The following is a 23,244-nucleotide window of genomic DNA, read 5'->3' as shown; positions in this document are numbered from 1 at the left end:
GGAAGGGATTGACGATGCCGACGGCTTCCAGCGCCTCGGCGGTCTCGGAAAGGATGCCGAGGTCACGAAATGTCGTAGTCAGGAGCTTTGCCTCTTCTGTGTGTGCGGTGCGAGGCGAGCGCGGGGATCATGTCTGACCGTGCCGGGGACGTCGGCCGCCGTACGGGCGACCCAACCGGGGCAAGCCGTATGACACGGGACCTCTGCCGACGCTCTAGCGCTCGAACCGCTAAGGATGTCCCTCCGCTCGTCGTACGCGTGCTGCGGTACGGCCGGGGAGGGCTGTCAGGTCGGAGCCGATCGGGCCACCGACCGGGCATCCTCATGCGTGCGCCCGCGTCGGAACACGCCGAACACCGTCGGCGCGCTCAGCAGGCGCAATACCATCATACCCCGGATTGACGCACACGCGATGGCCGAATTGGTCACGTAGTGGTGGTCACAGTGTTTGACCAGGGGCTTCCGGGACAGGGTGAGCGGGCTATTGTGCGGCTCATGACTAGCTCTGACAAGCCTGAGACCCCTGAGAACGCAGGCGCCGCCACCGACGGCCCCACCGGAGTCGCAGCCCAGGACTGGGCGCGAGCCGCGACGGAGCCGCAGTACCGCGCGGCTGTCGTGGACCTGCTCGGCGCGCTCGCGTACGGCGAGCTGGCGGCGTTCGAGCGGCTCGCGGAGGACGCCAAGCTGGCGCCGACCCTCTCGGACAAGGCGGAGCTGGCCAAGATGGCCTCGGCGGAGTTCCACCACTTCGAGCGGCTGCGCGACCGGCTGACCGAGATCGGCGCGGAGCCCACCGCCGCGATGGACCCCTTCGTCGCCGCGCTGGAGAGCTTCCACAAGCAGACGGCCCCCTCGGACTGGCTGGAGGGCCTGGTCAAGGCGTACGTCGGCGACTCGATCGCCAGTGACTTCTACCGCGAGGTCGCGGCCCGCCTGGACACCGACACCCGTGAACTCGTCCTCGCCGTCCTGGACGACACCGGGCACGCGGAGTTCGCGGTGGAGAAGGTCCGCGCGGCCATCGACGCCGACCCGCGCGTCGGCGGACGGCTCGCGCTGTGGGCGCGGCGGCTGATGGGCGAGGCGCTCTCGCAGTCGCAGCGGGTCGTGGCGGACCGGGACGCGCTGTCGACCATGCTGGTCGGCGGGGTCGCGGACGGCTTCGACCTCGCGGAGGTCGGCCGGATGTTCACCCGGATCACCGAGGCGCACACCAAGAGGATGGCCGCTCTGGGCCTCGCGGCCTGAGACCCCCGCCGGTCAGGGGCGGCTACGCCGGTGCGGACCGGCGCAGTCGCCCGGCCGGGCGCAACAGCAGCGACAGGGACGCGGCGGACACGACGGCCGCGCCCAGCAGGCTGAGCAGGACCGGGGCCGGGCCCAGGGCGCTGTGCGTGACGAAGTCCCCGAAGAGGGCGCCCGCGACGGCGGTGGCGAAGACCAGGGGGCGGGCGGGCAGCCGGTGCGGCAGACGGTGCGCCGCCGCGAAGGCGAGGACGAGGCCGAGCACAGCCGAACCGAGCACTTCCAGGATCATCGGGGGGTCCCTCCCACGTCGGCGTGCTCATGCGGTCACGGTCCGACATACCCGTGACCTGCGCGTTGCAATCCTCCCCCGTGCCCGGCCCGTGCGCGAGCCGTGCGCGCCGCGCATACGAAAGGACCCGGCGGCGGATGCCACCGGGTCCTTCACGGGTGTCGCGCCTACAGCGTGCCGAAGCCCACCTTGCGGACGGTCGGCGCGCCGATCTCGACGTACGCCAGACGGTCCGCCGGGATGACGACCTTGCGGCCGCGCTCGTCCTCGAGGCTCAGCAGCGGCGACTTGCCGGCCAGGGCGTCGGCCACGACGCGCTCGACCTCCTCGGCGCTCTGACCGCTCTCCAGAACGATCTCGCGGGGCGCGTGCTGCACGCCGATCTTGACCTCCACGGCTATGTCCCTCCGACGGTCAGTGATGTGCGCGATCTGCCGCGCCGTACGCTGCACACATTAGCCCGGTGAGGGGACGCTCATGCTTCCGGCGGGAACGCCATCAGCGAACACGGCGTGTCAGTGGTGGTCGGTGCCGTGCAGCGGGAAACCCGCGATGCCCCGCCACGCCAGCGAAGCGAGCAACTGCACCGCCTGATCGCGCGGCACGCTGCGGTCGCTGTGCAGCCAGGAGCGGGCCACCACCTGGGCGAGCCCGCCGAGCCCGGAGGCGAGCAGCATGGACTCCGCGCGGGACAGGCCCGTGTCCTCGGCGATGACCTCGCAGATCGCCTCGGCGCACTCGGTGGTCACCTTGTCGACGCGCTCGCGCACGGCCGGCTCGTTCGTCAGGTCCGACTCGAAGACCAGGCGGAAGGCGCCGCCGTCGTCCTCGATGTACGCGAAGTAGGCGTCCATGGTCGCCCGTACGCGCTGCTTGTTGTCGGTCGTCGAGGCGAGCGCGGCGCGCACGGCCTGGATCAGCGCCTCGCAGTGCTGGTCCAGCAGGGCGAGATAGAGGTCGAGCTTGCCGGGGAAGTGCTGGTACAGCACCGGCTTGCTGACTCCGGCGCGCTCGGCGATGTCGTCCATCGCGGCCGCGTGATAGCCCTGGGCGACGAAAACCTCCTGGGCAGCGCCCAGCAACTGGTTGCGCCGGGCTCGGCGCGGCAGACGGGTGCCGCGCGGGCGTGCTGCCTCTGTTTGCTCGATGGCTGTCACGCCGCCTCCCTATGTCGTCCCTCATGCGGTGTCGGGCCGCGCGGCCATCGTACTTTTCGGTAACCGTGGTGTGCGCGGTGCGAGCGCAGAATTTCACGTACCGGACGACGGCGAAAGCCGTGGCCCTCGGCCAGGTGCCCGCTCGGTCAGCGGTAATCCTCCTCGTCGGGGCCGACGACACGTGCCTGCTCGATCAGATCGCCCTCGCTGCCCCGGTCCGGGTCCACCTCGCTCAGCGGCTCGTCCCGCTCGTCCGTGAGGGGCACGCGCTGCTCGGCGGCGTCGTGCTCGGGGGCCTCGACGTCGATCGGCGCCCGCGCGCCGTCGTCGGGGTCCTCGATCTCGTCCGGCTCGGTGGGGTAGTGGGCCATGACGGCCTCCCTTCCTTCCAGCATCCGTCCAGGAACCTCTGGATCGGGCGGGTACCCCGCGGGTGCGCTGTCATACGAGCCTAGGAGACCGCCCCCGGCGACGCCACGCCGTCGGCGTACGGGCCGCCGCCCCTTCGGTCCCTCCCTGTGAGGGCGAACACATGAGCCGCGGTGTGATCGTCTCGTAACATTGGCGCATGTCTTCGACCGAGTCACCTTCCGTGCCGGCCGCGAGCGTGCTCCCTCGGGTCGCACCCGTAAGGGTGGGCGAGGGCGAGCGGATGAGGTCGGTGCGACTGCCGGGGGTCACCCTGTCGGTCCGGTCCCGGCCGCCCGCACGGGACGGCCTGGAACCCGCGCTGTACGTGCACGGCCTGGGCGGTTCCTCGCAGAACTGGTCCGCGCTGATGGCCGAGTTGGACAGCGACGTCGACTCCGAGGCCGTCGATCTGCCGGGCTTCGGCGACTCCCCGCCGCCGGACGACGGCGACTACTCCGTCACCGGGCACGCGCGTGCCGTCATCCGCCATCTCGACGCGGCCGGACGCGGCCCGGTCCATCTCTTCGGCAACTCCCTGGGCGGCGCGGTCTCCACGCGCGTGGCCGCCGTCCGCCCCGACCTCGTCCGCAGCCTGACGCTGGTCTCGCCGGCCCTGCCGGAGCTGCGCATCCAGCGCAGCGCGGCGCCCACGGCCCTGCTGGGGGTGCCCGGTGTGGCCGCGCTGTTCAACCGGATCACCAGGGAGTGGACCGCCGAGCAGCGGGTACGCGGGGTCACGGCCCTCTGCTACGGCGACCCGGGGAGCGTGTCGCCGGAGGCGTTCCAGTACGCGGTGGAGGAGCTCGAACGGCGCCTGAAGCTGCCGTACTTCTGGGACGCGATGACCCGCTCCGCGCGCGGGATCGTCGACGCCTACACCCTGGGCGGGCAGCAGGGACTGTGGCGGCAGGCCGAGCGGGTGCTCGCGCCCACCCTGCTGGTCTACGGTGGCCGTGACCAACTCGTCGGCTTCCGCATGGCCGCCAAGGCCGCCCGCTCCTTCAGGGACTCACGTCTGCTGTCCCTGCCGGACGCCGGGCACGTGGCGATGATGGAATATCCGGAGCTGGTGGCCAGGGCGTTCCGCGAACTCCTCGCGGAGAGCGCCGTATCGGGCGCCACGAACGCGGAGAACTGAGGGCAGGGGTGGGACGACACAGCCGCCGAGGACCGGCTCCCAAGGGGGACGCCTCGGCCATAGAAGGCACGAACACGGCGGCCGAGGCCGCCGAGGGCGTCACCGGCACGGGTGACTCCGCCGCGCGGCGGCGTCCGCAGGGCGGTGAGTCGTGGGGTGCCGGACGTCAGGGTCCGGGTGCCTTCGGCGCGACCGTCAGCGGTGCCGGGCGGCATGTCCCGGACGGCCGGGGCAGGGGTGAGGACGACGGGGCCCGCGGCCGGGCTCCGGGTTCCTTCGCCGAGGGGTTCGGGCAGGCGCGTGGCGGTCACCCCGAGCAACGTGAAGAGGGCGGTGGCTGGGGGGAGTTCGAGGGTTCCGGGCGACGTTCCGCGACGCCCTTCCCCCGGCAGCGCAGCGCGGAGCCGGTGGACGCGGGTCCCGGCCCCCGCAGGGAGTACCTGGACGCCTTCGCCGAGGGCGCCGCGCCGCAGGCGCCCCGCCGTACCGAGGTCCCCGGGCCCAGGACCGCGCCGGACGACGGCGGGACACCGCCGCCACCACCGGCGGCCGGCACCGCGCCCCGGCACGGGGGCAGGGGGCGCGCCTTCACCGGGGTCGCGGCCGCGGCCGTGACCACCGTGCTCGCGGTCGTCGTCGCCGGGCAGGTGGCCGACGGCCGCGCCCAGGGCGAGTCGCGGGCCCAGGCCGCCACCGGCGGCACGTCGGCCGGCTCCCAGGCGTTGCCCTCGGCCCCGCCGAACGCCGCCGTCCCGCTGACGTACGCCCAGAAGATGGACCGTCTCTATCCCCTGGGCGCGGACCTGAAGGGTTCGGGCAGGTTCGAGGCGGTGCCCGGTTCCGCCAAGGCGCCCGGCAAGGGCCGCAAGCTGACCTACCGGGTGGACGTCGAGCAGGGACTCGGCCTGGACGGCGTGCTGTTCGCCGACGCCGTGCAGCGCACCCTCAACGACGACCGGAGCTGGGCCCACGGCGGTGAGCGCGCCTTCGAGCGCGTCTCCTCCGGCAAGCCGGACTTCGTGATCACGCTGGCCAGCCCCGGCACCACCGCCGAGTGGTGCGCCAAGTCGGGCCTGGACACCACCGAGGACAACGTCTCCTGCGACTCGGCGGCCACCGAGCGCGTGATGATCAACGCGTACCGCTGGGCGCAGGGCAGCGCCACCTACGGGGACGCCGAGATCCACGCCTACCGCCAGATGCTCATCAACCACGAGGTCGGCCACCGGCTCGGCCACGGGCACGTGACGTGCGACAAGGACGGCGAGATCGCCCCGGTCATGCAGCAGCAGACCAAGTTCCTCGACCACGACGGAATCCACTGCCTGCCCAACGCCTGGCCGTATCCCAAGAGTTGACGCGAGGATCGACGCAGGAGTCGACGGGGGCCGGCTCATGTCACATTGACATGAGTCGCATGTTCGTTCATATTTCTGCGCATGTGGTCCCGTCACGCCGTCCTCCGCAGCGCCGCCATCGAGCTGGCGCTCATCGGCGTGACCGCCCTCTGCGTGGCCGACATCGACTGTCGCTGACGCCGCCTTCCTGGCGTCCGCGTCGATGCGTGCCTTTCTCTCCCTGCCGCCCGTGACCGTTGTCGCGGGATCTCTCGACGTCTGACGCCGGGGCCGACACCTGTCCGCAGGTGTCTCACTCCTCGTCCCCCTGTCTCACCCCTCGGGATATCCCGGAGGGTTCCCTGAGAGGTCGTCATCTCCGATGCGTCAACCGTCCGTCATAGCGCGCCGCGTGGCAGCGGCATCCGTCAGCCTGGCCGTGGCAGCGGGCGCCGCCGCCTGCGGTCCTGAGGACAACGATGCCAAGGGCGCCGGTGGCGACTCCACGCCCCACAAGGGCGGCACCCTCACCGTGCTGAACGCCGAGGCCCAGACCGACTTCGACCCGGCCCGCCTCTACACCTCCGGCGGCGGCAACGTCCCCTCGCTGGTCTTCCGCACCCTCACCACGCGCAACCGCGAGAACGGCGCCGAGGGCGCCGAGGTGGTCCCCGACCTCGCCACCGACACCGGCCGCCCCAACAAGGACGCGACCGTGTGGACGTACACCCTGAAGAAGGGGCTGAAGTACGAGGACGGCACCCCGATCACCTCGGCCGACGTCAAGTACGGCATCGAGCGGTCCTTCGCCCCTGAACTCTCCGGTGGCGCGCCCTACCTGCGGGACTGGCTGAGCGGCGCCGCCGACTACCAGGGCCCGTACAAGGACAAGAAGGGCCTGAAGGCGATCGGGACGCCGGACGAGCGGACCCTCGTCTTCCATCTGAACAAGCCCGAGGGCGAGTTCCCCTTCCTCGCCACCCAGACGCAGTTCGCGCCGGTGCCGAGAGCCAAGGACACCGGCACCAAGTACGAGCAGCACCCGGTCTCCTCCGGCCCGTACAAGGTCGTCGAGAACCAGAACGACGGCGAGCGCGTCCTGCTGGAGCGCAACCCGCACTGGAGCGGCGACGACGAGCGCAAGGCGTACCCGGACAAGGTCGACGTGCGCTCCGGTCTCGACTCCTCCGTCATCAACCAGCGGCTCGCCGCCTCCCAGGGCGCCGACTCCGCCGCCGTCACCACCGACACCAACCTCGGCCCGGCCGAACTCGCCCGCGTCAGCGGCGACAAGAGCCTCGCCGCGCGCGTGGGCACCGGCCACTTCGGCTATACGGACTACATCGCCTTCAACCCGAAGGTGAAGCCGTTCGACGACCCCAAGGTGCGCCAGGCGATCTCCTACGCCGTCGACCGCTCCTCGGTGGTCAACGCGGCCGGCGGCTCCGCGCTCGCCGAGCCCGCCACCACCTTCCTGCCCGACCAGAAGTCCTTCGGGTACACCCCGCACGACCTGTTCCCGGCCGGCAAGTCGGGCAACGCGGCCAAGGCGAAGGAACTGCTGAAGGAGGCCGGGCACCCGAACGGGCTGACCGTCACCCTCACCCACTCCAACAGCAAGGACTTCGAGACCAGCCCGGAGATCGCCACCGCCCTCCAGGACGCCCTGAAGAAGGCCGGGATCACGGTCAGGCTCCAGGGCCTGGAGGACAACGACTACCGGGACAAGATCCACAGCACCAAGACCGAGCCCGGCTTCTTCCTCGCCCACTGGGGTGCCGACTGGCCCTCCGGCGGTCCCTTCCTCGCCCCGATCTTCGACGGCCGCCAGATCGTCAAGGACGGCGCCAACTTCAACACCGGCCTGCTGGACGACAAGTCGGTCAACACCGAGATCGACGCCATCAACAAGCTGACCGACCTCGACGCCGCCGCCAAGCGCTGGGGCGCGCTGGACAGGAAGATCGCCGGACAGGCCCTCGTCGTCCCGCTGTTCCACCCCGTCTACAAGCGCCTGTACGGCAAGGACGTCAAGAACATCGTGATCAGCGACTGGACCGGCGTGCTGGACATCTCCCAGGTCTCGGTGAAGTGACCCGGTGAGCGAAGCACTCGTCGCCGTCGAGGCCGCCGGGGCGGACATCGCCGCCCCGGCGGCCTCGGGGGCCCGTCAGTTCTGGCGGCGGCTGCGCGCGCAGCGGGCCGCCCTGGTCGCCGCGGCCGTCGTCGCGCTCCTCGTGCTGGTCGCGCTCGCCGCGCCGCTGCTCACCGCCGTCGAGGGGCAGGACCCCACCACGTACCACCCCGGCCTGATCGACTCCGCGCGCGGCGGTGTGCCCGTCGGGCCGCTCGGCGGGATCAGCGCCGAGCACTGGCTGGGCGTCGAACCGCAGACCGGCCGCGACCTGTTCGCCCGGCTGGTGGAGGGCGCCCGCGTCTCGCTCGGCGTCGCCTTCGCCGCCACCCTCATCCAGGTGCTCATCGGCGTCGTCATCGGCGTGGCCGCCGCCATGGGCAGCCGCTGGATCGACCAGCTCCTCAGCCGCGTCACCGACATCATCGTCGCCCTGCCGCTCATGATCATGGCGCTGGCGCTGCTGGCCATCGTCCCGGCGAGCTTCCCCCGCCCGGTGCTGGTCGCCCTGGTCATCGGGCTGATCGCCTGGGGCAACGTCGCCAAGATCGTGCGCGCCCAGACGCTCACCCTCAAGGGGCTCGACTACGTGGCCGCCGCCCGGCTCAGCGGGTGGGGCGCCGTGCGGGTGGCCCGCCGCGAGCTGCTGCCCGGCCTCGCCGCGCCGGTCATCACCTACGCCGCGCTGCTGGTGCCCACCAACATCTCCGCCGAGGCCGCCCTGTCCTTCCTCGGTGTCGGGGTGAAGCCGCCGACGCCGTCCTGGGGACAGATGATCACCGCGGCCGACGTCTGGTACCAGGCCGCGCCGCAGTACCTGCTGTTCCCGGCCGGTGCCCTGTTCACCACCGTGCTCGCCCTCACCGTCCTCGGCGACGGCGTCCGCACCGCACTCGACCCCCGCGCGGCCTCCCGTCTGCGCGTCGGCACCGGCCGCGCCCGGAAGGAGGGCGCCGCGTGAACGCCTTCGGCGGATTCCTGCTGCGCCGCGCGGTGGGCACGGCCATCACCCTGCTCGCCGTCTCGGTCCTCGTCTACGTGGTCTTCTACGCCACCCCCGGCGACGTCGCCCAGATCACCTGCGGCCCGCGCTGCTCCCCGGCGCAGGTGCACCAGGTCGCGGCCCAACTCCGGCTCGACGACCCGCTCTACCTGCGCTACTTCCACTTCCTCCAGGGCCTGTTCGTCGGCCAGGACTACTCCACCGGCACCTCGGTCGAGCACTGCGCGGCGCCCTGCCTCGGGCTCTCCTACCAGAGCGACCAGCAGGTGCTCACGCTGCTGCTGGCCAAGCTGCCGGTCAGCCTCTCGCTGGTGGCCGGCGCGATGGTGCTCTGGCTGGTCATCGGCGTCGGCACCGGCGTCCTCTCCGCCTGGCGGCGCGGCCGGCTCTCCGAGCGGGTGCTGACCGTCCTCACCCTCGCCGGCTGGGCCACGCCCGTCTTCGTGCTCGGCCTGGTCCTGATGATCGTGGTCTGCGGCGAACTCCAACTGCTGCCCTTCCCGCAGTACGTGCGCTTCGCCGACGACCCCGAACAGTGGGCGTGGAACCTGCTGCTGCCCTGGCTCTCGCTGGCCCTGATCGAGGCCGCCGCGTTCGCCCGGCTCACCCGCTCCGCCATGCTGGAGACCCTCGCCGAGGACCACATCCGCACCTTCCGCGCCTACGGCGTCGGCGAGCGGGCGATCGTCGGACGGCACGCCCTGCGCGGCGCCCTCGCCCCCGTCATCGCGCTCAACGCCAACAACGTCGGCTCCGCCGTCGGCGGCGCGGTCCTCACCGAGACCCTGTTCGGGCTGCCCGGCATCGGCCAGGAGCTGGTCCACGCGGTCAAGGTCGTCGACCTGCCCGTGGTCGTCGGCATGGTCCTGGTCGTCGCCTTCTTCGTCGTCATCGCCAACGCCGTCGCGGACATCCTGTACGCGCTGGCCGACCGCCGGGTGGTCCTCGCATGAGCCTGGTCGAAGTCACCGATCTCACCGTCGAGTTCGGCGCCCTGCGTGCCGTGGACGGACTCTCCTTCACCCTGGAGAAGGGGGCCGCGCTGGCCCTCGTGGGGGAGTCCGGCTCCGGCAAGTCCACCGTCGCGGGCGCCCTGCTGGGCCTGCACCGGGACACCGGGGCACGGGTCGGCGGGTCGGTCCTGGTCGCGGGCACCGACGTGGCCGCCGCCTCCGACACCGAGCTGCGCAGGCTGCGCGGGGCCAAGGCCGCGATGGTCTTCCAGGACCCGCTGTCGTCCCTCGACCCGTACTACGCGGTCGGCGACCAGATCGCCGAGGTGTACCGCGTGCACACCCGCGCCTCCCGGCGGGCCGCACGCGCGCGTGCCGTCGAGGTGCTGGACCGGGTCGGCATCCCCGACGCCGCCCGGCGCGCCCGGTCCCGGCCGCACGAGTTCAGCGGGGGCATGCGCCAACGGGCGCTGATCGCCATGGCGTTGGCGTGCGAACCGGAGCTGCTGATCGCGGACGAGCCGACCACCGCGCTCGACGTCACCGTGCAGGCCCAGATCCTCGACCTGCTGCACACCCTGCGCCAGGACGACGGTCTCGGGCTGCTGCTCGTCACCCATGACGTGGGCGTCGCCGCCGAGAGCGCCGACGACGTGCTCGTCATGCGGCACGGCCGCGCAATCGAACACGGTCCGCTGCGGCAGGTGTTGGCCGCACCCGAGCAGGCGTACACCCGTGAACTCCTCGCCGCCGTACCGCGCGTGGACGCCTCCCGCGCCGCGCCCGCCGGGGAGCCGGGGGAGACCGTGCTCGAAGCGACCGGGCTGCGAAAGGAGTTCGGGCGCGGGCGAGGGGCGTTCACCGCCGTGGACGACATCACGCTGACCCTGCGTCGGGGCGAGACCCTGGGGATCGTGGGGGAGAGCGGCAGCGGCAAGACCACGCTGGGCCGCATGCTGGTCGGGCTGCTGGAACCGACCTCCGGCACCATCCGGCACGCCGGCCGCGCCCACAGCGGGGTCGACCCGTCCGTGCAGATGGTCTTCCAGGACCCCGCCTCCTCCCTCAACCCCCGCCGCACGGTGGGCGATTCGATCGCCGACCCGCTGCGCGCCAAGGGCGGGAGGGACGAGAAGGCCATCCGGGAACGGGTGACCGGACTGCTGGAGCGGGTCGGGCTGGAAGCGGCCCACCACGACCGCTACCCGCACGAGTTCAGCGGCGGGCAGCGCCAGCGCGTCGGCATCGCGCGGGCCCTCGCCGCCGACCCGCGCGTCATCGTCTGCGACGAGCCCGTCTCCGCGCTCGACGTCACCACCCAGGCCCAAGTGGTCGCGCTGCTGGACGAGTTGCGCCGGGAGCTGGGGCTCGCGCTCGTCTTCATCGCGCACGACCTCGCCGTCGTCCGCCAGGTCAGCGACCGGGTCGCGGTCATGCGCCGGGGACAGGTCGTCGAGACCGGCCCGGCCGACGAGGTGTACGAGAACCCGCGCGACCCGTACACCCGCCAACTCCTGGCCGCCGTACCGGCGCTGGACCCGGAGGTGGCCGCACGGCGCCGGGCGGCCAGGCGGGAGCCCGCTCCGGCGTAACGTTTCGCGTGCGGAACGTCACCGACCGGTCTCTTAGCGTGTCGGAACGCGGCTCGCCCGCGAAAGTTACGACCGTTCACCCCTTTTGGTGGTGCGACGGACAACCGTCCGTCGTGCCACCGCCCTCTGCGCGTACGTTCGTCCCGCTGCGAGCCGCCGGGACGACGGCGGCTCCCACACACGGGAGATCGGGGGTGCACGCGTGCGCATCGGACTGCTTACCGAGGGTGGCTATCCGTATGTCGGCGGTGACACCGGGCTCTGGTGCGACCGGCTCGTGCGCGGGCTCGGGCAGCACGAGTTCGACGTCTACGCGCTCAAGTGCGGCAGACAGCAGGAGGACGACGGCTGGGTGCCGCTCCCGCCGCAGGTCAGGCGGGTACGGACCGCTCCGTCGTGGACGGAAGGGGGCGACCGCGCCACGCCGGGCCGCCGCGCCCGCAAGCGGTTCGCCGAGCACTACGGCGAGCTGCTCGGCGCGGTCTGCGCCCCGGCCGGCCCCTCCCCGGAGGACCCCTGCGCCGAAGTGGCGGACCGTTTCGGCAACGCGCTGTACAACCTCGCCGAACTCGCCCGCGAGACCGGCGCCCTGACCGGAGCGCTCCGCTCCGACCACGCCGTCAGCGCCCTGGAGCGCGCCTGCCGCGCCCCCGGCGCCCCGCGCACGGCGCGCGAGGCCCGCGTGCCCGACCTGCTGGCCGTCACCGATCACCTCGCCCGCGCCCTGCTCCCCCTCTCCCTCGACTGGTACGGCGAGGACGCCCTCGCCGCCGTCGACCTCTGCCACGCCACCTCCGGCGGCTCCACCGCGCTGCCCGGCCTGCTCGCCCGGCACTTCGCCGGTGTGCCCCTGCTGGTCACCGAGTACGGCGTCCAACTGCGCGCGCACTACCTCGCGCTCGGCCCCGACACCGCCGCCCCCGCCGTACGCGCGCTGCTCGCCGCCTTCCACGGGCGGCTCGCCGCCGAGGTCTACCGGCGCGCCGAGATCCTCACCCCCGGCAGCACCCACGCCCGCCGCTGGCAGGAGCGGTGCGGCGCCGACCGCGCCCGCATCCGCACCGTCCACCCGGGCATGGACGCCGACCGCTTCGCCGAGGTCGGCGAGGCGCCCGACCGCGCCGACGCGGACACCCTGGTGTGGGTGGGCCGGATCGAGCCCGCCCGCGACCTGGTCTCCCTGCTGCACGCCTTCACCGAGGTCCGCAAGGAGGAGCCGCACGCACGGCTGCGCATCGTGGGCGTGCCGGTGGGGGCCGAGGGGGAGGCGTACCTCGCGCAGTGCCGGGCGCTGGCCGCCCAGCTCTTCCCGGACGAGGCCGAGGGGCTGCACGCCGTCGGGGACAACCCGGTGGCGTTCACCGAGGTGGGGGCGCCCGAGGCGCCGACGCTGCCCGACGCGTACGCCGCGGGGGCCGTCGTGGTCCTCTCCAGCGTGGTCGAGGGGTTCCCGGTCAGCCTGGCCGAGGCCATGTTCTGCGGGCGGGCCACGGTGTCCACGGACGTGGGCGCGGTGGTCGAGGTCATCGGGGGCACCGGGCTCGTCGTACCGCCGCGCAATCCGCGGGCGCTCGCCGAGGCGTGCGTGGCGCTGCTGCGCGACCCCGAGCGCCGGGCACGCCTGGGGGCGGCGGCGCGAGCCCGTGCGCTGGAGCTGTTCGGCGTCGAACAGAACATCGCGGCATTTCACGGCATTTACCTGGAGATCATGTCGCACTGCCCGGTGCGGAGGGTCGCCGTCGACGAGACCGGCGGGCCGCTGCCGTTCGCCGTCCCGGCCGAGGCCCATGTCCCCGGCGGCTGGACCGTCCCCGCGGCCCGCACCCTCCTGCGCGGCCGGGGCTCACCGGCACCGGTCCGCGCGAGCGCGGAGGGGGCGCGATGAAGGGCGTGGAGAGAACCGGTCCGGGAACCGTCGCCGCGTCCGACGCCGACGGGACCCCCGAGGCCGACACCCGGAGCAGTGCCCCCCGCAGGGGTGCCGTCGACCCCGTGAAGGCGCTGCTGCACCAGCACCGGGAGCTGTGCGAACGGGCCGTGGACCCCCTGGAGATCGCTGCCGGACTGGAGGCGCACGGGTTCACCGACCGCTCGGCCGCCCGGTACCGGCACCGCGACGTGTTCTCGCTCGCCGAGGAGCTGTACGCCCGTGTGCCCCGCGACGCGGACCCGTCCCCCGAGCCCGCGCCGGGGCCCGGCCCCCGTATCCGCGCCGGGTGGGTCCTGCTCACCCTGCTGCCCGGAGCGGTCGCCTCGGGCACCGTGGTGGGCCTGCGGTTCAGCCACGGCCATGCCCGCCCCCTGGTGGCCCTCGGCGGACTGCTCGCCCTCGCCCTCGCCTTACGCGCCGCCCTCGGCCGGGGCCCCCTCGCGGCCCGCCCCGGCGCGGCCCCGCGGCCCTCCGCCGCCGTCTGGACCGCCTGCCTGCTCGGCTACGTCCTCCTCGGGGACGGCCTGCTGGACGCCGTGGTGAGCGGCGGCCCCGACACGCTGCCCACCGGCGCACCGGACGGCCCCTGGCCCGTCGCCACCGCGCCGGCCCTGGCCCTCGCGCTGTCCTGCGCCCCCGCCGCCTGGTGCGCCCACCTTCTCGACCTCGGCGCCCGCCGCCGGCTCGCGGGCAGCCGGGGCCTGGAGGACTTCACCTCCGGCGCGCGCCCCCTGCTGCTCGGCGTCCTCGCCCTCCACCTGGCCGCCCTGACCGGCCTGCTCGCGCTGACCGGCGCCGTACTGGACGAGGACCCCGCCTACCCGCAGGCCCTCACCCTGGGTGCCCTGCTGTTCCTCGCCCGCCTCCTCACCGTCCACCGGCACCGGCACGCACCGGCCGTGGTCCTGGGCGCGGCGGCGGCCGCCGAACTGGCCGCGCCCGCACTGGTCCTGAGCGGACGCCTCCCCGACTGCGGCTTCCTCGCCGTCCCCGTGACGACCCTGACCGACCCCCTGGGCCCGGCCGCGATCCCCGCTCTCACCTGCGGATTCGCGGCCCTGGCCCTCCTGACCCACGCCCTGCGCACCCTCACCCGAGCCTCGGCCCACGCCCCCGCGGGAGCCCCGGAGTGAGCCTTCCCGCAGGCGTCCCCGGTGGCCCGCGCCACGCGCGCGACGCTCCCCGAGCTCTCCCCATCGCACCGGCGCCCCACCGCCCCCACGTCCTCTCCCCCTTCATCCCTGAGAAGGAGAACACCAGATGACCACCTCCCGACACGGAGTCACCGCAGTGGCCGGGTCCGTGGGAGCAGTCGCGGCGCACACTCCGGGAGCCGCCCTATGAGGGTTCTGCTGATCGGAGCCAACGGATACATCGGCCGCTTCGTCGCCGACCGTCTCCTCGCCGACCCGGCCGTGCAGCTCACCGCGCTCGGCCGGGGCGACGACGCCGACGTCCGCTTCGACCTCGCCACCGGCAGCCCCGGCGCGCTCACGAGGTTCCTGGACGCCGTGCACCCCGGCGTCGTCGTCAACTGCGCGGGTGCCACCCGGGGCGGCGCCCGCGACCTCACCCGGCACAACACCGTCGCCGTGGCCACCGTCTGCGAGGCTCTGCGCCGCAGCGGCTGCGGGGCCCGGCTGGTGCAGATCGGCTGCGGCTCCGAGTACGGGCCCAGCCAGCCCGGCTCCTCCACCGCCGAGGACGCCGTACCCCGTCCGGGCGGCCCCTACGGGGTCAGCAAGCTCGCCGCGACCGAACTGGTCCTCGGCTCCGGCCTGGACGCCGTCGTCCTGCGCGTCTTCTCGCCCGCCGGACCCGGCACACCGGCAGGGTCGCCCCTGGGCAGGCTCGCCGAGGCGATGCGCCGCGCCATGCAGGCGGGCGACGGCGAACTCAAGCTCGCCGGGCTCGGCGTACAGCGCGACTTCGTCGACGTGCGCGACGTGGCCAGAGCCGTGCACGCCGCCTCGCTCTCCGCCGCGCAGGGGGTCATCAACATCGGCTCCGGCCGCGCCGTACGCCTGCGGGACGCAGCCACCGTCCTCGCCCGTGTCGCCGGGTACGGCGGCGCGCTCAACGAACTCGACGCCCCGGCCGGTCCGCTGCGCGGTCCGATCGGGCACCCGCGCGGCGACATGGACCACGCGGTGCCGGTCGCGTACCCCTACCCGGACGGGTGCGGGAGCTGGCAGCAGGCCGACGTGCGCACCGCCCGCGACCGGCTCGGCTGGCGGCCCCGGATCAACCTGGAGGAGTCCCTGGCGGACATCTGGATGGAGGCGGCATGCCGCATCTGACCACCGCCCCCGCGCCCCCCTCCGGCACCGCCGTACGCACCGCGATCGGCGTCCCGGACTACGCCCACCCGCTGACCGCGCCCGCCCAGTGGGCCGAACTGGCCCGTCCCGGAACGCCGTTGGACTGGGTGGTGCTCAACGTGGCGGCCGGGCCCGGCACCCGCCCCGACCCGCACTGCCTGGAAGCGGCGGGCCGGCTGCGCAACGGCGGCGTCCGCGTCCTGGGACACCTGGACCTCGCGCACGGCATCCGCCCCTTCGCCGACCTGGTCTCCGACGCGCACCGCCATCTCGACTGGTACCGCGTCGACGGCTTCCTGCTGGAGCGGTGTCCCGGCGACCGGGCCGCGCTCCCCGAGGTCCGCCGTGTGATCACCACGCTCCGCGCGCTCGCCGGGGACACCCACGTCGTCCTCGGCCACGGCGAGCACCCCTGTCCCGGGTACGCGGAGAACGCCGACCAGTTGGTGACCTTCCGCGGCTCCTGGTCCGACTACCGCTGGTCGCAGGTGGCCGAGTGGACCGCCGACCACCCGGAGAGCCGCTTCTGCCACTTCGTGCACGGGGTGCCGCGCGGCCATCTGGAGGAGGCGCTGCGCATCGCGCGCTGGCAGGGCGCCGGGACGGTCTACCTCACCGACCGCACGGACCAGGGCGGCCGGGCCAACCCGTGGGAGACCATGCCCGGCCACTGGGACGAATTCGTCTCGCGGGTCGGAACGGGTGTCTCGGAATGAAGAAGGCCGTGGCAGTGTTACGGGGAGAACAACCCGTAGTGATCGACCGACCAACGGAGTTCCCGTGTCGCTGCCACCCCTGGTCGAGCCCGCTTCCGAGCTCACCGTAGACGAGGTCCGCCGGTACTCCCGCCACCTGATCATCCCGGATGTCGGGATGGAAGGGCAGAAGCGGCTGAAGAACGCCAAGGTGCTCTGTGTGGGCGCCGGCGGCCTGGGTTCGCCCGCGCTGATGTACCTCGCGGCGGCCGGTGTCGGCACGCTCGGCATCGTGGAGTTCGACGAGGTCGACGAGTCCAACCTGCAGCGGCAGATCATCCACAGCCAGGCGGACATCGGCCGCTCCAAGGCGGAGTCCGCGCGGGACACGGTCAAGGGCATCAACCCGTACGTGGACGTGGTCCTTCACGGGGAACGGCTCGAGGCCGAGAACGTGATGGACATCTTCAGCCAGTACGACCTGATCGTCGACGGCACGGACAACTTCGCCACGCGCTACCTGGTCAACGACGCGTGCGTGCTGCTGAACAAGCCGTACGTCTGGGGCTCGATCTACCGCTTCGACGGCCAGGCGTCCGTCTTCTGGTCCGAGCACGGCCCCTGCTACCGCTGCCTCTACCCGGAGCCCCCGCCGCCCGGCATGGTCCCCTCCTGCGCCGAGGGCGGCGTGCTCGGCGTGCTGTGCGCGTCGATCGGCTCGATCCAGGTCAACGAGGCGATCAAGCTGCTGGCGGGCATCGGCGACCCGCTGGTCGGCCGCCTGATGATCTACGACGCCCTGGAGATGCAGTACCGCCAGGTCAAGGTCCGCAAGGACCCGGACTGCGCGGTGTGCGGCGAGAACCCGACGGTCACCGAGCTGATCGACTACGAGGCGTTCTGCGGCGTCGTCTCCGAGGAGGCCCAGGAGGCCGCGGCCGGCTCCACGATCACTCCCAAGCAGCTCAAGGAGTGGATCGACGACGGCGAGAACATCGAGATCATCGACGTCCGCGAGCCGAACGAGTACGAGATCGTCTCCATCCCCGGTGCCAAGCTGATCCCCAAGAACGAGTTCCTCATGGGCACCGCCCTGGAGACCCTCCCGCACGACAAGCGCATCGTCCTGCACTGCAAGACGGGCGTCCGTAGCGCGGAGGTCCTGGCGGTCCTGAAGTCCGCGGGCTTCGCCGACGCGGTCCACGTGGGCGGCGGCGTGATCGGCTGGGTCAACCAGATCGAACCCAGCAAGCCGGTGTACTGACACATCCCGTCCCCGACGGCCCACGACCCCTGATCATTCGGGGCCGTGGGCCGTCGTCGTTCCCGCGCACCCGTCACCGACGGCCGGTGGCCCGGTCCCGCAGACCCCGGACGCCGTTTGCGGGTGAGTCCGGGTGGGCAGCCCAGGACCGGTGTCGTCGGACGAGCGGGGGCTTCGGTGTGGACGGTCAGGGGACGTCGGTCGTCATCTCGGTCGTCGCTGTGGTCATCAGCGTGCTGTCGCTCTACGTGGCCCGGCGCAAGGATCGCAGGGACGCCCTGCTCAGGTTGCACGAGTCGCTGATCAGCCCGGAACTGCAGCACGGCAGGCGGGCGCTGTTCCTGATGCATGAGCGGGGGGCCGGGGTGGCGGAGCTGAGCCCGGAGGACTACGCCGTCGTCAACCGGGCGTTCGCGGCCTTCGACGTCGTCGGGCTCTACTGCCACAAGGGATACGTGAGCGAGAAGGACATCCTCGAGCTCTGGGCGGTCCCGCTGGCCAGGATGAAGCACGCCGGCGCGGAGTTCCTCGCCTACCGGGACTCCCAGGTGGCGGGGATGATCCCCACCTGGCCGCGCTACCGGCGCCTGGCCGACCGGGCGGAGGCGTATCTGCGGGCGAAGGGGGTCGATGTCGCCGGGCTCACCGCGCCCACGCCGCCGGTGCCCCGGAGCCGTACCGGGCCGTCGTAGGGCGGGTCAGGAGCAGACCGTGTCCGGCTCGGGGGTCCTGCCCGTCAGGAGGTAGTCGTCGACCGCCTTCCGGACGCACTTGTTCTTGCTGTCGTACGCCCCGTGCCCCTGGCCCTTGTAGGTGAGTTCCACGGCCACGCCCTTGCCGAGCGCGTCGACCATCGCGCGGGCGCCCTCGTACGGGGTCGCGGGGTCGCCGGTGTTGCCGACGACCAGGATCGGGGCAGAGCCGGGGGCGCGGACGTCGGGGTGGTCGGCGGCGCCGGGGACGGCCCAGTCGGTGCAGCCGGCCATGCCCCAGGCGAGGTAGTCCCCGAACACGGGGGAGGCCTCGCGGAAGTCGGGGAGCTTGCCCTGGATGTAGGCCGCGTCGTAACGGGGCTTCTCGTCCGAGCAGTTGATGGCGATGTTGGCAGCCGTGATGTTGCTGTACTCGCCGTTCGGACTGCGCCCGTTCATCGAGTCGGACAGCACCATCAGTACCCTGCCGTCCCCGTCGTACGCCTGGTCGAGCCCCTCGGTGAGGTACTCCCAGAAGTCCTTGGAGTACAGCGACTGCGCGATGCCGTTCGTGGCCGCGGTCTGCGTCAACTGGCGTGGATAGATGCCGGGGATGGGTTTCTTCTCCAGGTCCCTCAGAAGCTTCGCGATACGGTCCTTCACGTCCTCGGGGGTGTCGCCGATGGGGCAGTCCTCGACCTTGCTCGTGCAGTCCTCGGCGAAGTTGTCCAGCGCGAGCTGGAACCCGCGTGCCTGGCTGAGCGCCCCCTGCTCCGGGGTCTGGGTGGGGTCCACGACCGCGTCGAAGACCGCCCTTCCCACGTGCTTCGGGAACAAGTGCGCGTAGACACCGCCGAGTTCGGTGCCGTACGAGATACCGAAGTAGTGCAGCTTGGCGTCCCCGAGCACCTCACGCATCAGGTCCATGTCGCGGGCCGCGTCCGTGGTGCGGACATGGGGCAGGATCTTCTTGGAACGCCGCTCGCACGCGTCGTTGAACTTCTCCGTGCGGGCGATGAGCCGCTTCTGCTCGGCGGTGTCCTCCGGCGTCGCGTCCTGCTGGAAGTACGTGTCGAGCTGGGAGTCGGTCTCGCACAGCACCGGCGCACTGCGGCCGACCCCGCGCGGGTCGAAGCTGACCAGGTCGTAGCGGGTGCGCAGGGCCGCGTAGTCCTCGCCGAACGCGGGCAGCGTCGTGACACCGCTGCCGCCGGGGCCGCCGAAGTTGAACACCAGCGAGCCGATCCGGTCCTTCGCCGGGCCGTCCGCCTTGGCGCGGATCAGGGCGATGCCGATGGTGTCACCCTTGGGCTCGCCCCAGTTCAGCGGCGCCTTCATGGTCGCGCACTGCCACTCGGTGCCACCGGGCAGGGGCGAGGGGGCCGTGCCGCCGCCCTCCGCCTCGGACGGGGCGGGACAGTCCTTCCACTCCAGCTTCTGCTTCGTCAGGTCCCCGTCCCCCGAACCACCGCAGCCGGCCAGCAGGGCGGCCATGAGCACGGCACTGGTCGTCAGAGCGGCGGCACGCGGCCGGGAAGGGTTCGGCATACAGCCATCCTCACGGCGCGCCCGCCACTCCGCGCGGGGCACGGTCCGTAAGAGGTACGGGCCAGGAGCGCAGGGTGGGGCACGGCGTCGCCCCGTCCCCTAGAGCGCTCCCTTACGGGTCAGGTGATTGAACGCCAGCCAGCCCGGCAGCACCGGCAGCCACAGCGTCAGCAGCCGGAACAGCAGGACCGCCGGAGCCGCCACCTCCTTGGGCAGCCCGACCGCGATCAGACCCACCGTCAGCGTCGCCTCCACGGCACCGACACCACCCGGCGTGGGCGCCGCGGAGCCGAGCGCGTTGCCCGCGAGGAAGACGACCGCGACGCTGGCGATGCTGATGGACACCGACTCGTCGCCGAAGGCCCGGATCGAGGCGTCCAGGCACATCACGAAGCAGCCGGTGAGCAGCAGCATGCCGCCGATGCCGGTGACCAGCTTCTGCGGCCGCTGGAGCACGTCCAGCATGCGCGGCACCACCCCGGCGAACAGCGACCGCACCCGCGTGACGACGAACTTCCGCAGCAGCGGCACCGACGTCACCACGAGCACCAGCACCGCCACCGTCAGCAGACCGGCGATGACCGTCCGGGACGGCGACAGCGACGGCGTCTTCTCGGTACCGGTCAGATAGCCGAAGGACAGCAGCATGAGGATGTGGCAGCCGAGCCCGAACAACTGCGACGCGCCCACACTCGCCACCGCGAGCCCCGGCCGCACGCCCTGCCGCTGCAGGAACCGCGTGTTCAGCGCGACACCGCCGACCGCCGCCGGAGCGACGATCTTCACGAACGACCCGGCGACCTGCGCCGCCACCGTCCGCACGAACGGCACCCGCTCCGGCACGAACCCGAGCAGCGCCATCGCGGCGGCCACGTAGCTGAGCGCGGAGAACGCCACCGCCGCCGCCACCCAGCCCCACTGGGCCTGCGCGAACAGCTTGCCGAACTCGATGTGGGTGAGCTGGGTCAGCAGGAAGTACCCGCCGATCGCGCCCGCGATGAAGCTGATCAGGGTGCGCGGCCGGATGCGCTCCAGCCGGGCCGGCTCCACCGGGGCCTGCGGCCTGATCCGCAGCACCTGGTGCCGGATCTGGGTGAGCAGGTCCTCCTCGCGGGCCTCGTCGATCGCCTCGTCGATGGCCCGCTTCTCGGCCCGCTGCTCGGCGCGGACGGTCTTCTTGTCGGGCTTCTCCGGAAGGGCCGCGCCCTCCTCGGAGGCGGCCTCCAGCCGGGCCTGCTTGGCCAGCCGGGACGACTCCAGCACCGCCTCCCGCTCCCGCTCGGCCCGCTCGCGGTTCAGCTTGCGCAGCGTGGCGCGGGTGGAGCGGGTCAGCGCGATGGGCTGGAGCATCGGCAGGCAGTTGGCCACCGCGTCCGGGCCGAGCACCTCGACCGCCGAGGCCACCGCGCGCTCGGCGCCCACCCTCAGGCCGAGCGTGGTGAGCATCTGGGCCACGTCCATGCGCAGCAGCAGGTCGCCCGCCGCGATCTCACCGCCGCGCAGCTCGGCCAGGATCACCTTGCCGGAACGATCCACCAGTACGGCGTCGCCCGCGAGCCTGCGGTGCGCGATGCGCCGGGACTGCAGCGCCCGCACCTGGTGCCAGACCTTGTGCAGCAGCTCGTCGGTGATCTCGTCGTCGGCCAGCGAGTCCAGGGTGCGGCCGCCGGTGTGCTCGTAGACGAGCATGACCGCGTCCGGGCCCAGCTCGCTGGTGGCGATCAGCTTGGGGGCGTTGGCGCCGGCCGCGATGGCCGCGTACGCGAGGAGCGCCTCCTGCTCCAGGGCCTGTCTGAGCGACTGGAGGCTGGAGCGGGTGGCGAAGCCGCGCAGGGTCAGGTTGCGCCAGGCGCGGTAGAAGAAGCCCTGGGCCTGCTGCTCGCGGTCGACGACGGTCACGTCGAGCGGTGGGCCGTCCTCCAGGGTGACGAAGTAGCGCCGGCCCCGGTCGCCGTTCTCCGCGTCGGGGCCCTCCTCGCGGACCGCGCTGCGCGGGTGGAAGCCGACGTGGCGCAGGCCCGCCATCAGGGTGCGCCCGGTGGGGCGGACGTTGGGGGAGCCGACGGCGTAGAGGGTGCCGTAGGCGATGGTCCAGCCGATCAGCACCGTCAGGATGATGGCGAACGGCGTGGTGTAGCCGGTGACCAGCATGGAGAACGCGTCGAGGAGCAGCACGATCCACAGCACCGCGCGCCAGCGGGGTCTGCGGGACATGCCGACGGCCGTCATATAGGCGATGACGGGTGCGAGATAGCCGTGCACCGGGTCGGTCAGGGCGTGCACGTCGCCGGGGGCGGGCTGGGTCAGCGCCTCCTGGATGGACCCGGGGGCCGCGCGGGCGACCCACAGGTCCGTGGCGAGGGTGACCCCGTGCGCGAGGACCGCCGCGAGCACACCGTCGGCGATCCGCAGTCCGTCGCGTTTGATCAGCCGCTCGATGGCGAACGCGACCGGCACGAGCAGGATGGCGATGCTGGACGCCAGCCCCGCGATCTTGATCAGCAGGTCGGGCGCCTGGCCGGTGCCCTTGTTGATGTCCTGTTCGAGCCCCGAGGTGGTGCCGTGCGCGAACGCGGCGACGGCGAGCAGCAGGGCGATGGCCAGCACGCCCACCAGCAGCCGCATGAGGTCGGAGGGGCGGTGCACGCGCGCGGGGAGCAGCGGTTCGTCGCCCTCGACCTCCTCCGGCGGGACGATGTCGTCGCCGGGACTGACGGGGGCGTGCGCCCGCGCGGGGCCGCCGCTCCCCTCGGGGGTCGCCGGCTCGTCGCGGTCGCGCTCACGCGCGCGCGTGACGTCGTCCCCGGAGGGGTCGCCGGGGCCGTCGGTGGCTTCGCGGGAGGTGCCGGGGCGCGCGGACGCGCCAGAGGTGCCCTCCGCGTCGTCGGGGTGCACACCCTGCTGTTTCATGATCTCTTCTTGGTCTCGTATCACCGGTCACCGCCCGCACGATGGTGGCACGACTGAGGGGCGCGAGGGGGCATCAGGGTGCGGATGGGGGTGCGAAAAGTGCGTTTGGGCGCCGTGCCGGCCCGTCCGGACGCCCCTGGCCGGGCTCGTCCCATTGTCGTAGGCGTACGGCAGGATGGGGTGGATGAGCGAGCAGAGCCCTGCCGAGGAGGGGCGCGCGGACGCGCTTCCGGAGTACGCCGAGCGTGTGCTCGACGTGGCCGAGCGCATTCCCCCCGGCCGGGTCATGACCTACGGGGACGTCGCCGAGTGGCTCGACGAGGGCGGGCCGCGCCAGGTGGGCCGGGTGATGTCCCTGTACGGGGGCGCGGTGCCGTGGTGGCGCGTGGTGCGGGCCGACGGGGCGCTGCTGCCGGGGCACGAGCTGCGTGCCCTCGACCGGTACCGCGCCGAGGGCACCCCGCTGAAGGAGGCTTCCCGCAGCGCCGGGGGCCATCTGCCGAGACTCGACATGAGACGGGCCCGCTGGGACGGGGGCTCGGCGGACCACGCCTGAGGGCCTCCGGCAAGGGGCACGGCCAGGGTCCGCTCGTACGGAGGACATCGGGCACGTCCGCGA

The 23,244-nt window shown here is 72.7% G+C and carries 21 protein-coding genes; 15 read left to right on the top strand and 6 right to left on the bottom strand.

The window, feature by feature from the left end; translation table 11 throughout:
* The first annotated feature begins 495 nt into the window (after positions 1 to 495).
* Positions 496 to 1,251 carry a ferritin-like fold-containing protein gene (locus HEK131_RS25700; protein ID WP_217463051.1) on the top strand — a complete coding sequence of 252 codons (756 nt, stop codon included), beginning with the start codon at positions 496 to 498 and terminating at the stop codon, positions 1,249 to 1,251.
* Between the two features lie 22 nt (positions 1,252 to 1,273).
* On the opposite strand, the gene HEK131_RS25695 is transcribed toward HEK131_RS25700, so the two are convergent.
* The 4 genes from HEK131_RS25695 to HEK131_RS25680 form a co-directional block, all read right to left on the bottom strand.
* Positions 1,274 to 1,540, bottom strand: coding sequence for a hypothetical protein (locus tag HEK131_RS25695; protein WP_217463052.1), 267 nt, complete (start codon positions 1,538 to 1,540; stop codon positions 1,274 to 1,276).
* A gap of 167 nt (positions 1,541 to 1,707) precedes the next feature.
* On the bottom strand, positions 1,708 to 1,935 hold the full coding sequence (locus tag HEK131_RS25690; RefSeq protein WP_217463053.1) for a DUF3107 domain-containing protein: 228 nt from the start codon (positions 1,933 to 1,935) through the stop codon (positions 1,708 to 1,710).
* 120 nt (positions 1,936 to 2,055) lie between these two features.
* Positions 2,056 to 2,697 (bottom strand): TetR/AcrR family transcriptional regulator, encoded by a 642-nt coding sequence (locus HEK131_RS25685; RefSeq protein WP_161146898.1) that lies wholly within the window; start codon positions 2,695 to 2,697, stop codon positions 2,056 to 2,058.
* Between the two features lie 146 nt (positions 2,698 to 2,843).
* On the bottom strand, positions 2,844 to 3,068 hold the full coding sequence (locus HEK131_RS25680; RefSeq protein ID WP_217463054.1) for a hypothetical protein: 225 nt from the start codon (positions 3,066 to 3,068) through the stop codon (positions 2,844 to 2,846).
* A 197-nt stretch (positions 3,069 to 3,265) separates the two neighbouring features.
* On the opposite strand from HEK131_RS25680, the gene HEK131_RS25675 reads away from it, so the two are divergent.
* From HEK131_RS25675 to HEK131_RS25615, 13 genes are all read left to right on the top strand, one after another.
* A complete protein-coding gene (locus HEK131_RS25675) occupies positions 3,266 to 4,246 on the top strand; it encodes an alpha/beta fold hydrolase (protein WP_244337165.1) in 981 nt (326 codons plus the stop codon).
* Positions 4,247 to 4,254: 8 nt separating this feature from the next.
* The gene (locus tag HEK131_RS25670; RefSeq protein WP_244337164.1) at positions 4,255 to 5,604 is read left to right on the top strand and encodes a DUF3152 domain-containing protein; all 1,350 of its coding nucleotides are present in this window, start codon (positions 4,255 to 4,257) and stop codon (positions 5,602 to 5,604) included.
* An 81-nt stretch (positions 5,605 to 5,685) separates the two neighbouring features.
* Positions 5,686 to 5,781, top strand: coding sequence for an Ms4533A family Cys-rich leader peptide (locus HEK131_RS30245; protein ID WP_329014725.1), 96 nt, complete (start codon positions 5,686 to 5,688; stop codon positions 5,779 to 5,781).
* A gap of 184 nt (positions 5,782 to 5,965) precedes the next feature.
* Entirely contained in the window at positions 5,966 to 7,678 is a 1,713-nt protein-coding gene (locus tag HEK131_RS25665) for an ABC transporter substrate-binding protein (RefSeq protein WP_217463057.1), read from the top strand.
* 4 nt (positions 7,679 to 7,682) lie between these two features.
* Positions 7,683 to 8,678, top strand: a complete 996-nt coding sequence (locus HEK131_RS25660) for an ABC transporter permease (protein WP_217463058.1) — start codon at positions 7,683 to 7,685, stop codon at positions 8,676 to 8,678.
* Complete coding sequence (locus HEK131_RS25655; protein WP_217463059.1) at positions 8,675 to 9,673, top strand: ABC transporter permease; 999 nt, start codon at positions 8,675 to 8,677, stop codon at positions 9,671 to 9,673. The genes HEK131_RS25660 and HEK131_RS25655 overlap by 4 nt, the downstream gene beginning before the upstream one ends.
* Positions 9,670 to 11,265: a dipeptide ABC transporter ATP-binding protein gene (locus HEK131_RS25650; protein WP_347881870.1), complete on the top strand. Its 1,596-nt coding sequence runs from the start codon at positions 9,670 to 9,672 to the stop codon at positions 11,263 to 11,265. The genes HEK131_RS25655 and HEK131_RS25650 overlap by 4 nt, the downstream gene beginning before the upstream one ends.
* A 202-nt stretch (positions 11,266 to 11,467) precedes the next feature.
* Positions 11,468 to 13,150: a DUF3492 domain-containing protein gene (locus tag HEK131_RS25640; RefSeq protein ID WP_244337163.1), complete on the top strand. Its 1,683-nt coding sequence runs from the start codon at positions 11,468 to 11,470 to the stop codon at positions 13,148 to 13,150.
* Entirely contained in the window at positions 13,147 to 14,328 is a 1,182-nt protein-coding gene (locus HEK131_RS25635; protein ID WP_244337162.1) for a hypothetical protein, read from the top strand. Before HEK131_RS25640 ends, HEK131_RS25635 begins: the two co-directional genes overlap by 4 nt.
* 207 nt (positions 14,329 to 14,535) lie before the next feature.
* On the top strand, positions 14,536 to 15,495 hold the full coding sequence (locus tag HEK131_RS25630) for an NAD-dependent epimerase/dehydratase family protein (RefSeq protein WP_161147047.1): 960 nt from the start codon (positions 14,536 to 14,538) through the stop codon (positions 15,493 to 15,495).
* Complete coding sequence (locus tag HEK131_RS25625) at positions 15,483 to 16,232, top strand: spherulation-specific family 4 protein (protein WP_244337161.1); 750 nt, start codon at positions 15,483 to 15,485, stop codon at positions 16,230 to 16,232. The genes HEK131_RS25630 and HEK131_RS25625 overlap by 13 nt, the downstream gene beginning before the upstream one ends.
* 64 nt (positions 16,233 to 16,296) lie before the next feature.
* Positions 16,297 to 17,475: an adenylyltransferase/sulfurtransferase MoeZ gene (gene moeZ, locus HEK131_RS25620; protein WP_244337160.1), complete on the top strand. Its 1,179-nt coding sequence runs from the start codon at positions 16,297 to 16,299 to the stop codon at positions 17,473 to 17,475.
* A gap of 179 nt (positions 17,476 to 17,654) precedes the next feature.
* On the top strand, positions 17,655 to 18,167 hold the full coding sequence (locus tag HEK131_RS25615) for a hypothetical protein (protein ID WP_217463064.1): 513 nt from the start codon (positions 17,655 to 17,657) through the stop codon (positions 18,165 to 18,167).
* A 6-nt stretch (positions 18,168 to 18,173) separates the two neighbouring features.
* Here the strand turns inward: HEK131_RS25615 and HEK131_RS25610 are convergent, their stop codons facing one another.
* On the bottom strand, positions 18,174 to 19,715 hold the full coding sequence (locus tag HEK131_RS25610) for an alpha/beta hydrolase (protein WP_244337159.1): 1,542 nt from the start codon (positions 19,713 to 19,715) through the stop codon (positions 18,174 to 18,176).
* 99 nt (positions 19,716 to 19,814) lie between these two features.
* Complete coding sequence (locus HEK131_RS25605; RefSeq protein WP_244337158.1) at positions 19,815 to 22,625, bottom strand: lysylphosphatidylglycerol synthase transmembrane domain-containing protein; 2,811 nt, start codon at positions 22,623 to 22,625, stop codon at positions 19,815 to 19,817.
* Between the two features lie 184 nt (positions 22,626 to 22,809).
* Here HEK131_RS25605 and HEK131_RS25600 point away from each other — a divergent pair, with 184 nt between their 5' ends.
* Positions 22,810 to 23,181, top strand: a complete 372-nt coding sequence (locus tag HEK131_RS25600) for an MGMT family protein (protein WP_217463067.1) — start codon at positions 22,810 to 22,812, stop codon at positions 23,179 to 23,181.
* Positions 23,182 to 23,244 lie beyond the last annotated feature (63 nt).

It is taken from the genome of Streptomyces seoulensis (assembly GCF_022846655.1).
In the GTDB taxonomy this organism is placed as follows: domain Bacteria; phylum Actinomycetota; class Actinomycetes; order Streptomycetales; family Streptomycetaceae; genus Streptomyces.
Note: the sequence above shows the minus strand (reverse complement) of the source record. Positions and strands in the feature narration are given on the sequence as shown.

Excerpts from the sequence above, each read along its gene's own strand:
- HEK131_RS25700 (WP_217463051.1), top strand. The coding sequence starts at position 496 with ATGACTAGCTCTGACAAGCCTGAGACCCCTGAGAACGCAGGCGCCGCC.
- HEK131_RS25695 (WP_217463052.1), bottom strand. The coding sequence starts at position 1,540 with ATGATCCTGGAAGTGCTCGGTTCGGCTGTGCTCGGCCTCGTCCTCGCC.
- HEK131_RS25680 (WP_217463054.1), bottom strand. The coding sequence starts at position 3,068 with ATGGCCCACTACCCCACCGAGCCGGACGAGATCGAGGACCCCGACGAC.
- HEK131_RS25675 (WP_244337165.1), top strand. The coding sequence starts at position 3,266 with ATGTCTTCGACCGAGTCACCTTCCGTGCCGGCCGCGAGCGTGCTCCCT.
- HEK131_RS30245 (WP_329014725.1), top strand. The coding sequence starts at position 5,686 with ATGTGGTCCCGTCACGCCGTCCTCCGCAGCGCCGCCATCGAGCTGGCG.
- HEK131_RS25665 (WP_217463057.1), top strand. The coding sequence starts at position 5,966 with ATGCGTCAACCGTCCGTCATAGCGCGCCGCGTGGCAGCGGCATCCGTC.
- HEK131_RS25650 (WP_347881870.1), top strand. The coding sequence starts at position 9,670 with ATGAGCCTGGTCGAAGTCACCGATCTCACCGTCGAGTTCGGCGCCCTG.
- HEK131_RS25635 (WP_244337162.1), top strand. The coding sequence starts at position 13,147 with ATGAAGGGCGTGGAGAGAACCGGTCCGGGAACCGTCGCCGCGTCCGAC.
- HEK131_RS25630 (WP_161147047.1), top strand. The coding sequence starts at position 14,536 with ATGAGGGTTCTGCTGATCGGAGCCAACGGATACATCGGCCGCTTCGTC.
- HEK131_RS25625 (WP_244337161.1), top strand. The coding sequence starts at position 15,483 with ATGCCGCATCTGACCACCGCCCCCGCGCCCCCCTCCGGCACCGCCGTA.
- HEK131_RS25610 (WP_244337159.1), bottom strand. The coding sequence starts at position 19,715 with ATGCCGAACCCTTCCCGGCCGCGTGCCGCCGCTCTGACGACCAGTGCC.
- HEK131_RS25605 (WP_244337158.1), bottom strand. The coding sequence starts at position 22,625 with ATGAAACAGCAGGGTGTGCACCCCGACGACGCGGAGGGCACCTCTGGC.
- HEK131_RS25600 (WP_217463067.1), top strand. The coding sequence starts at position 22,810 with ATGAGCGAGCAGAGCCCTGCCGAGGAGGGGCGCGCGGACGCGCTTCCG.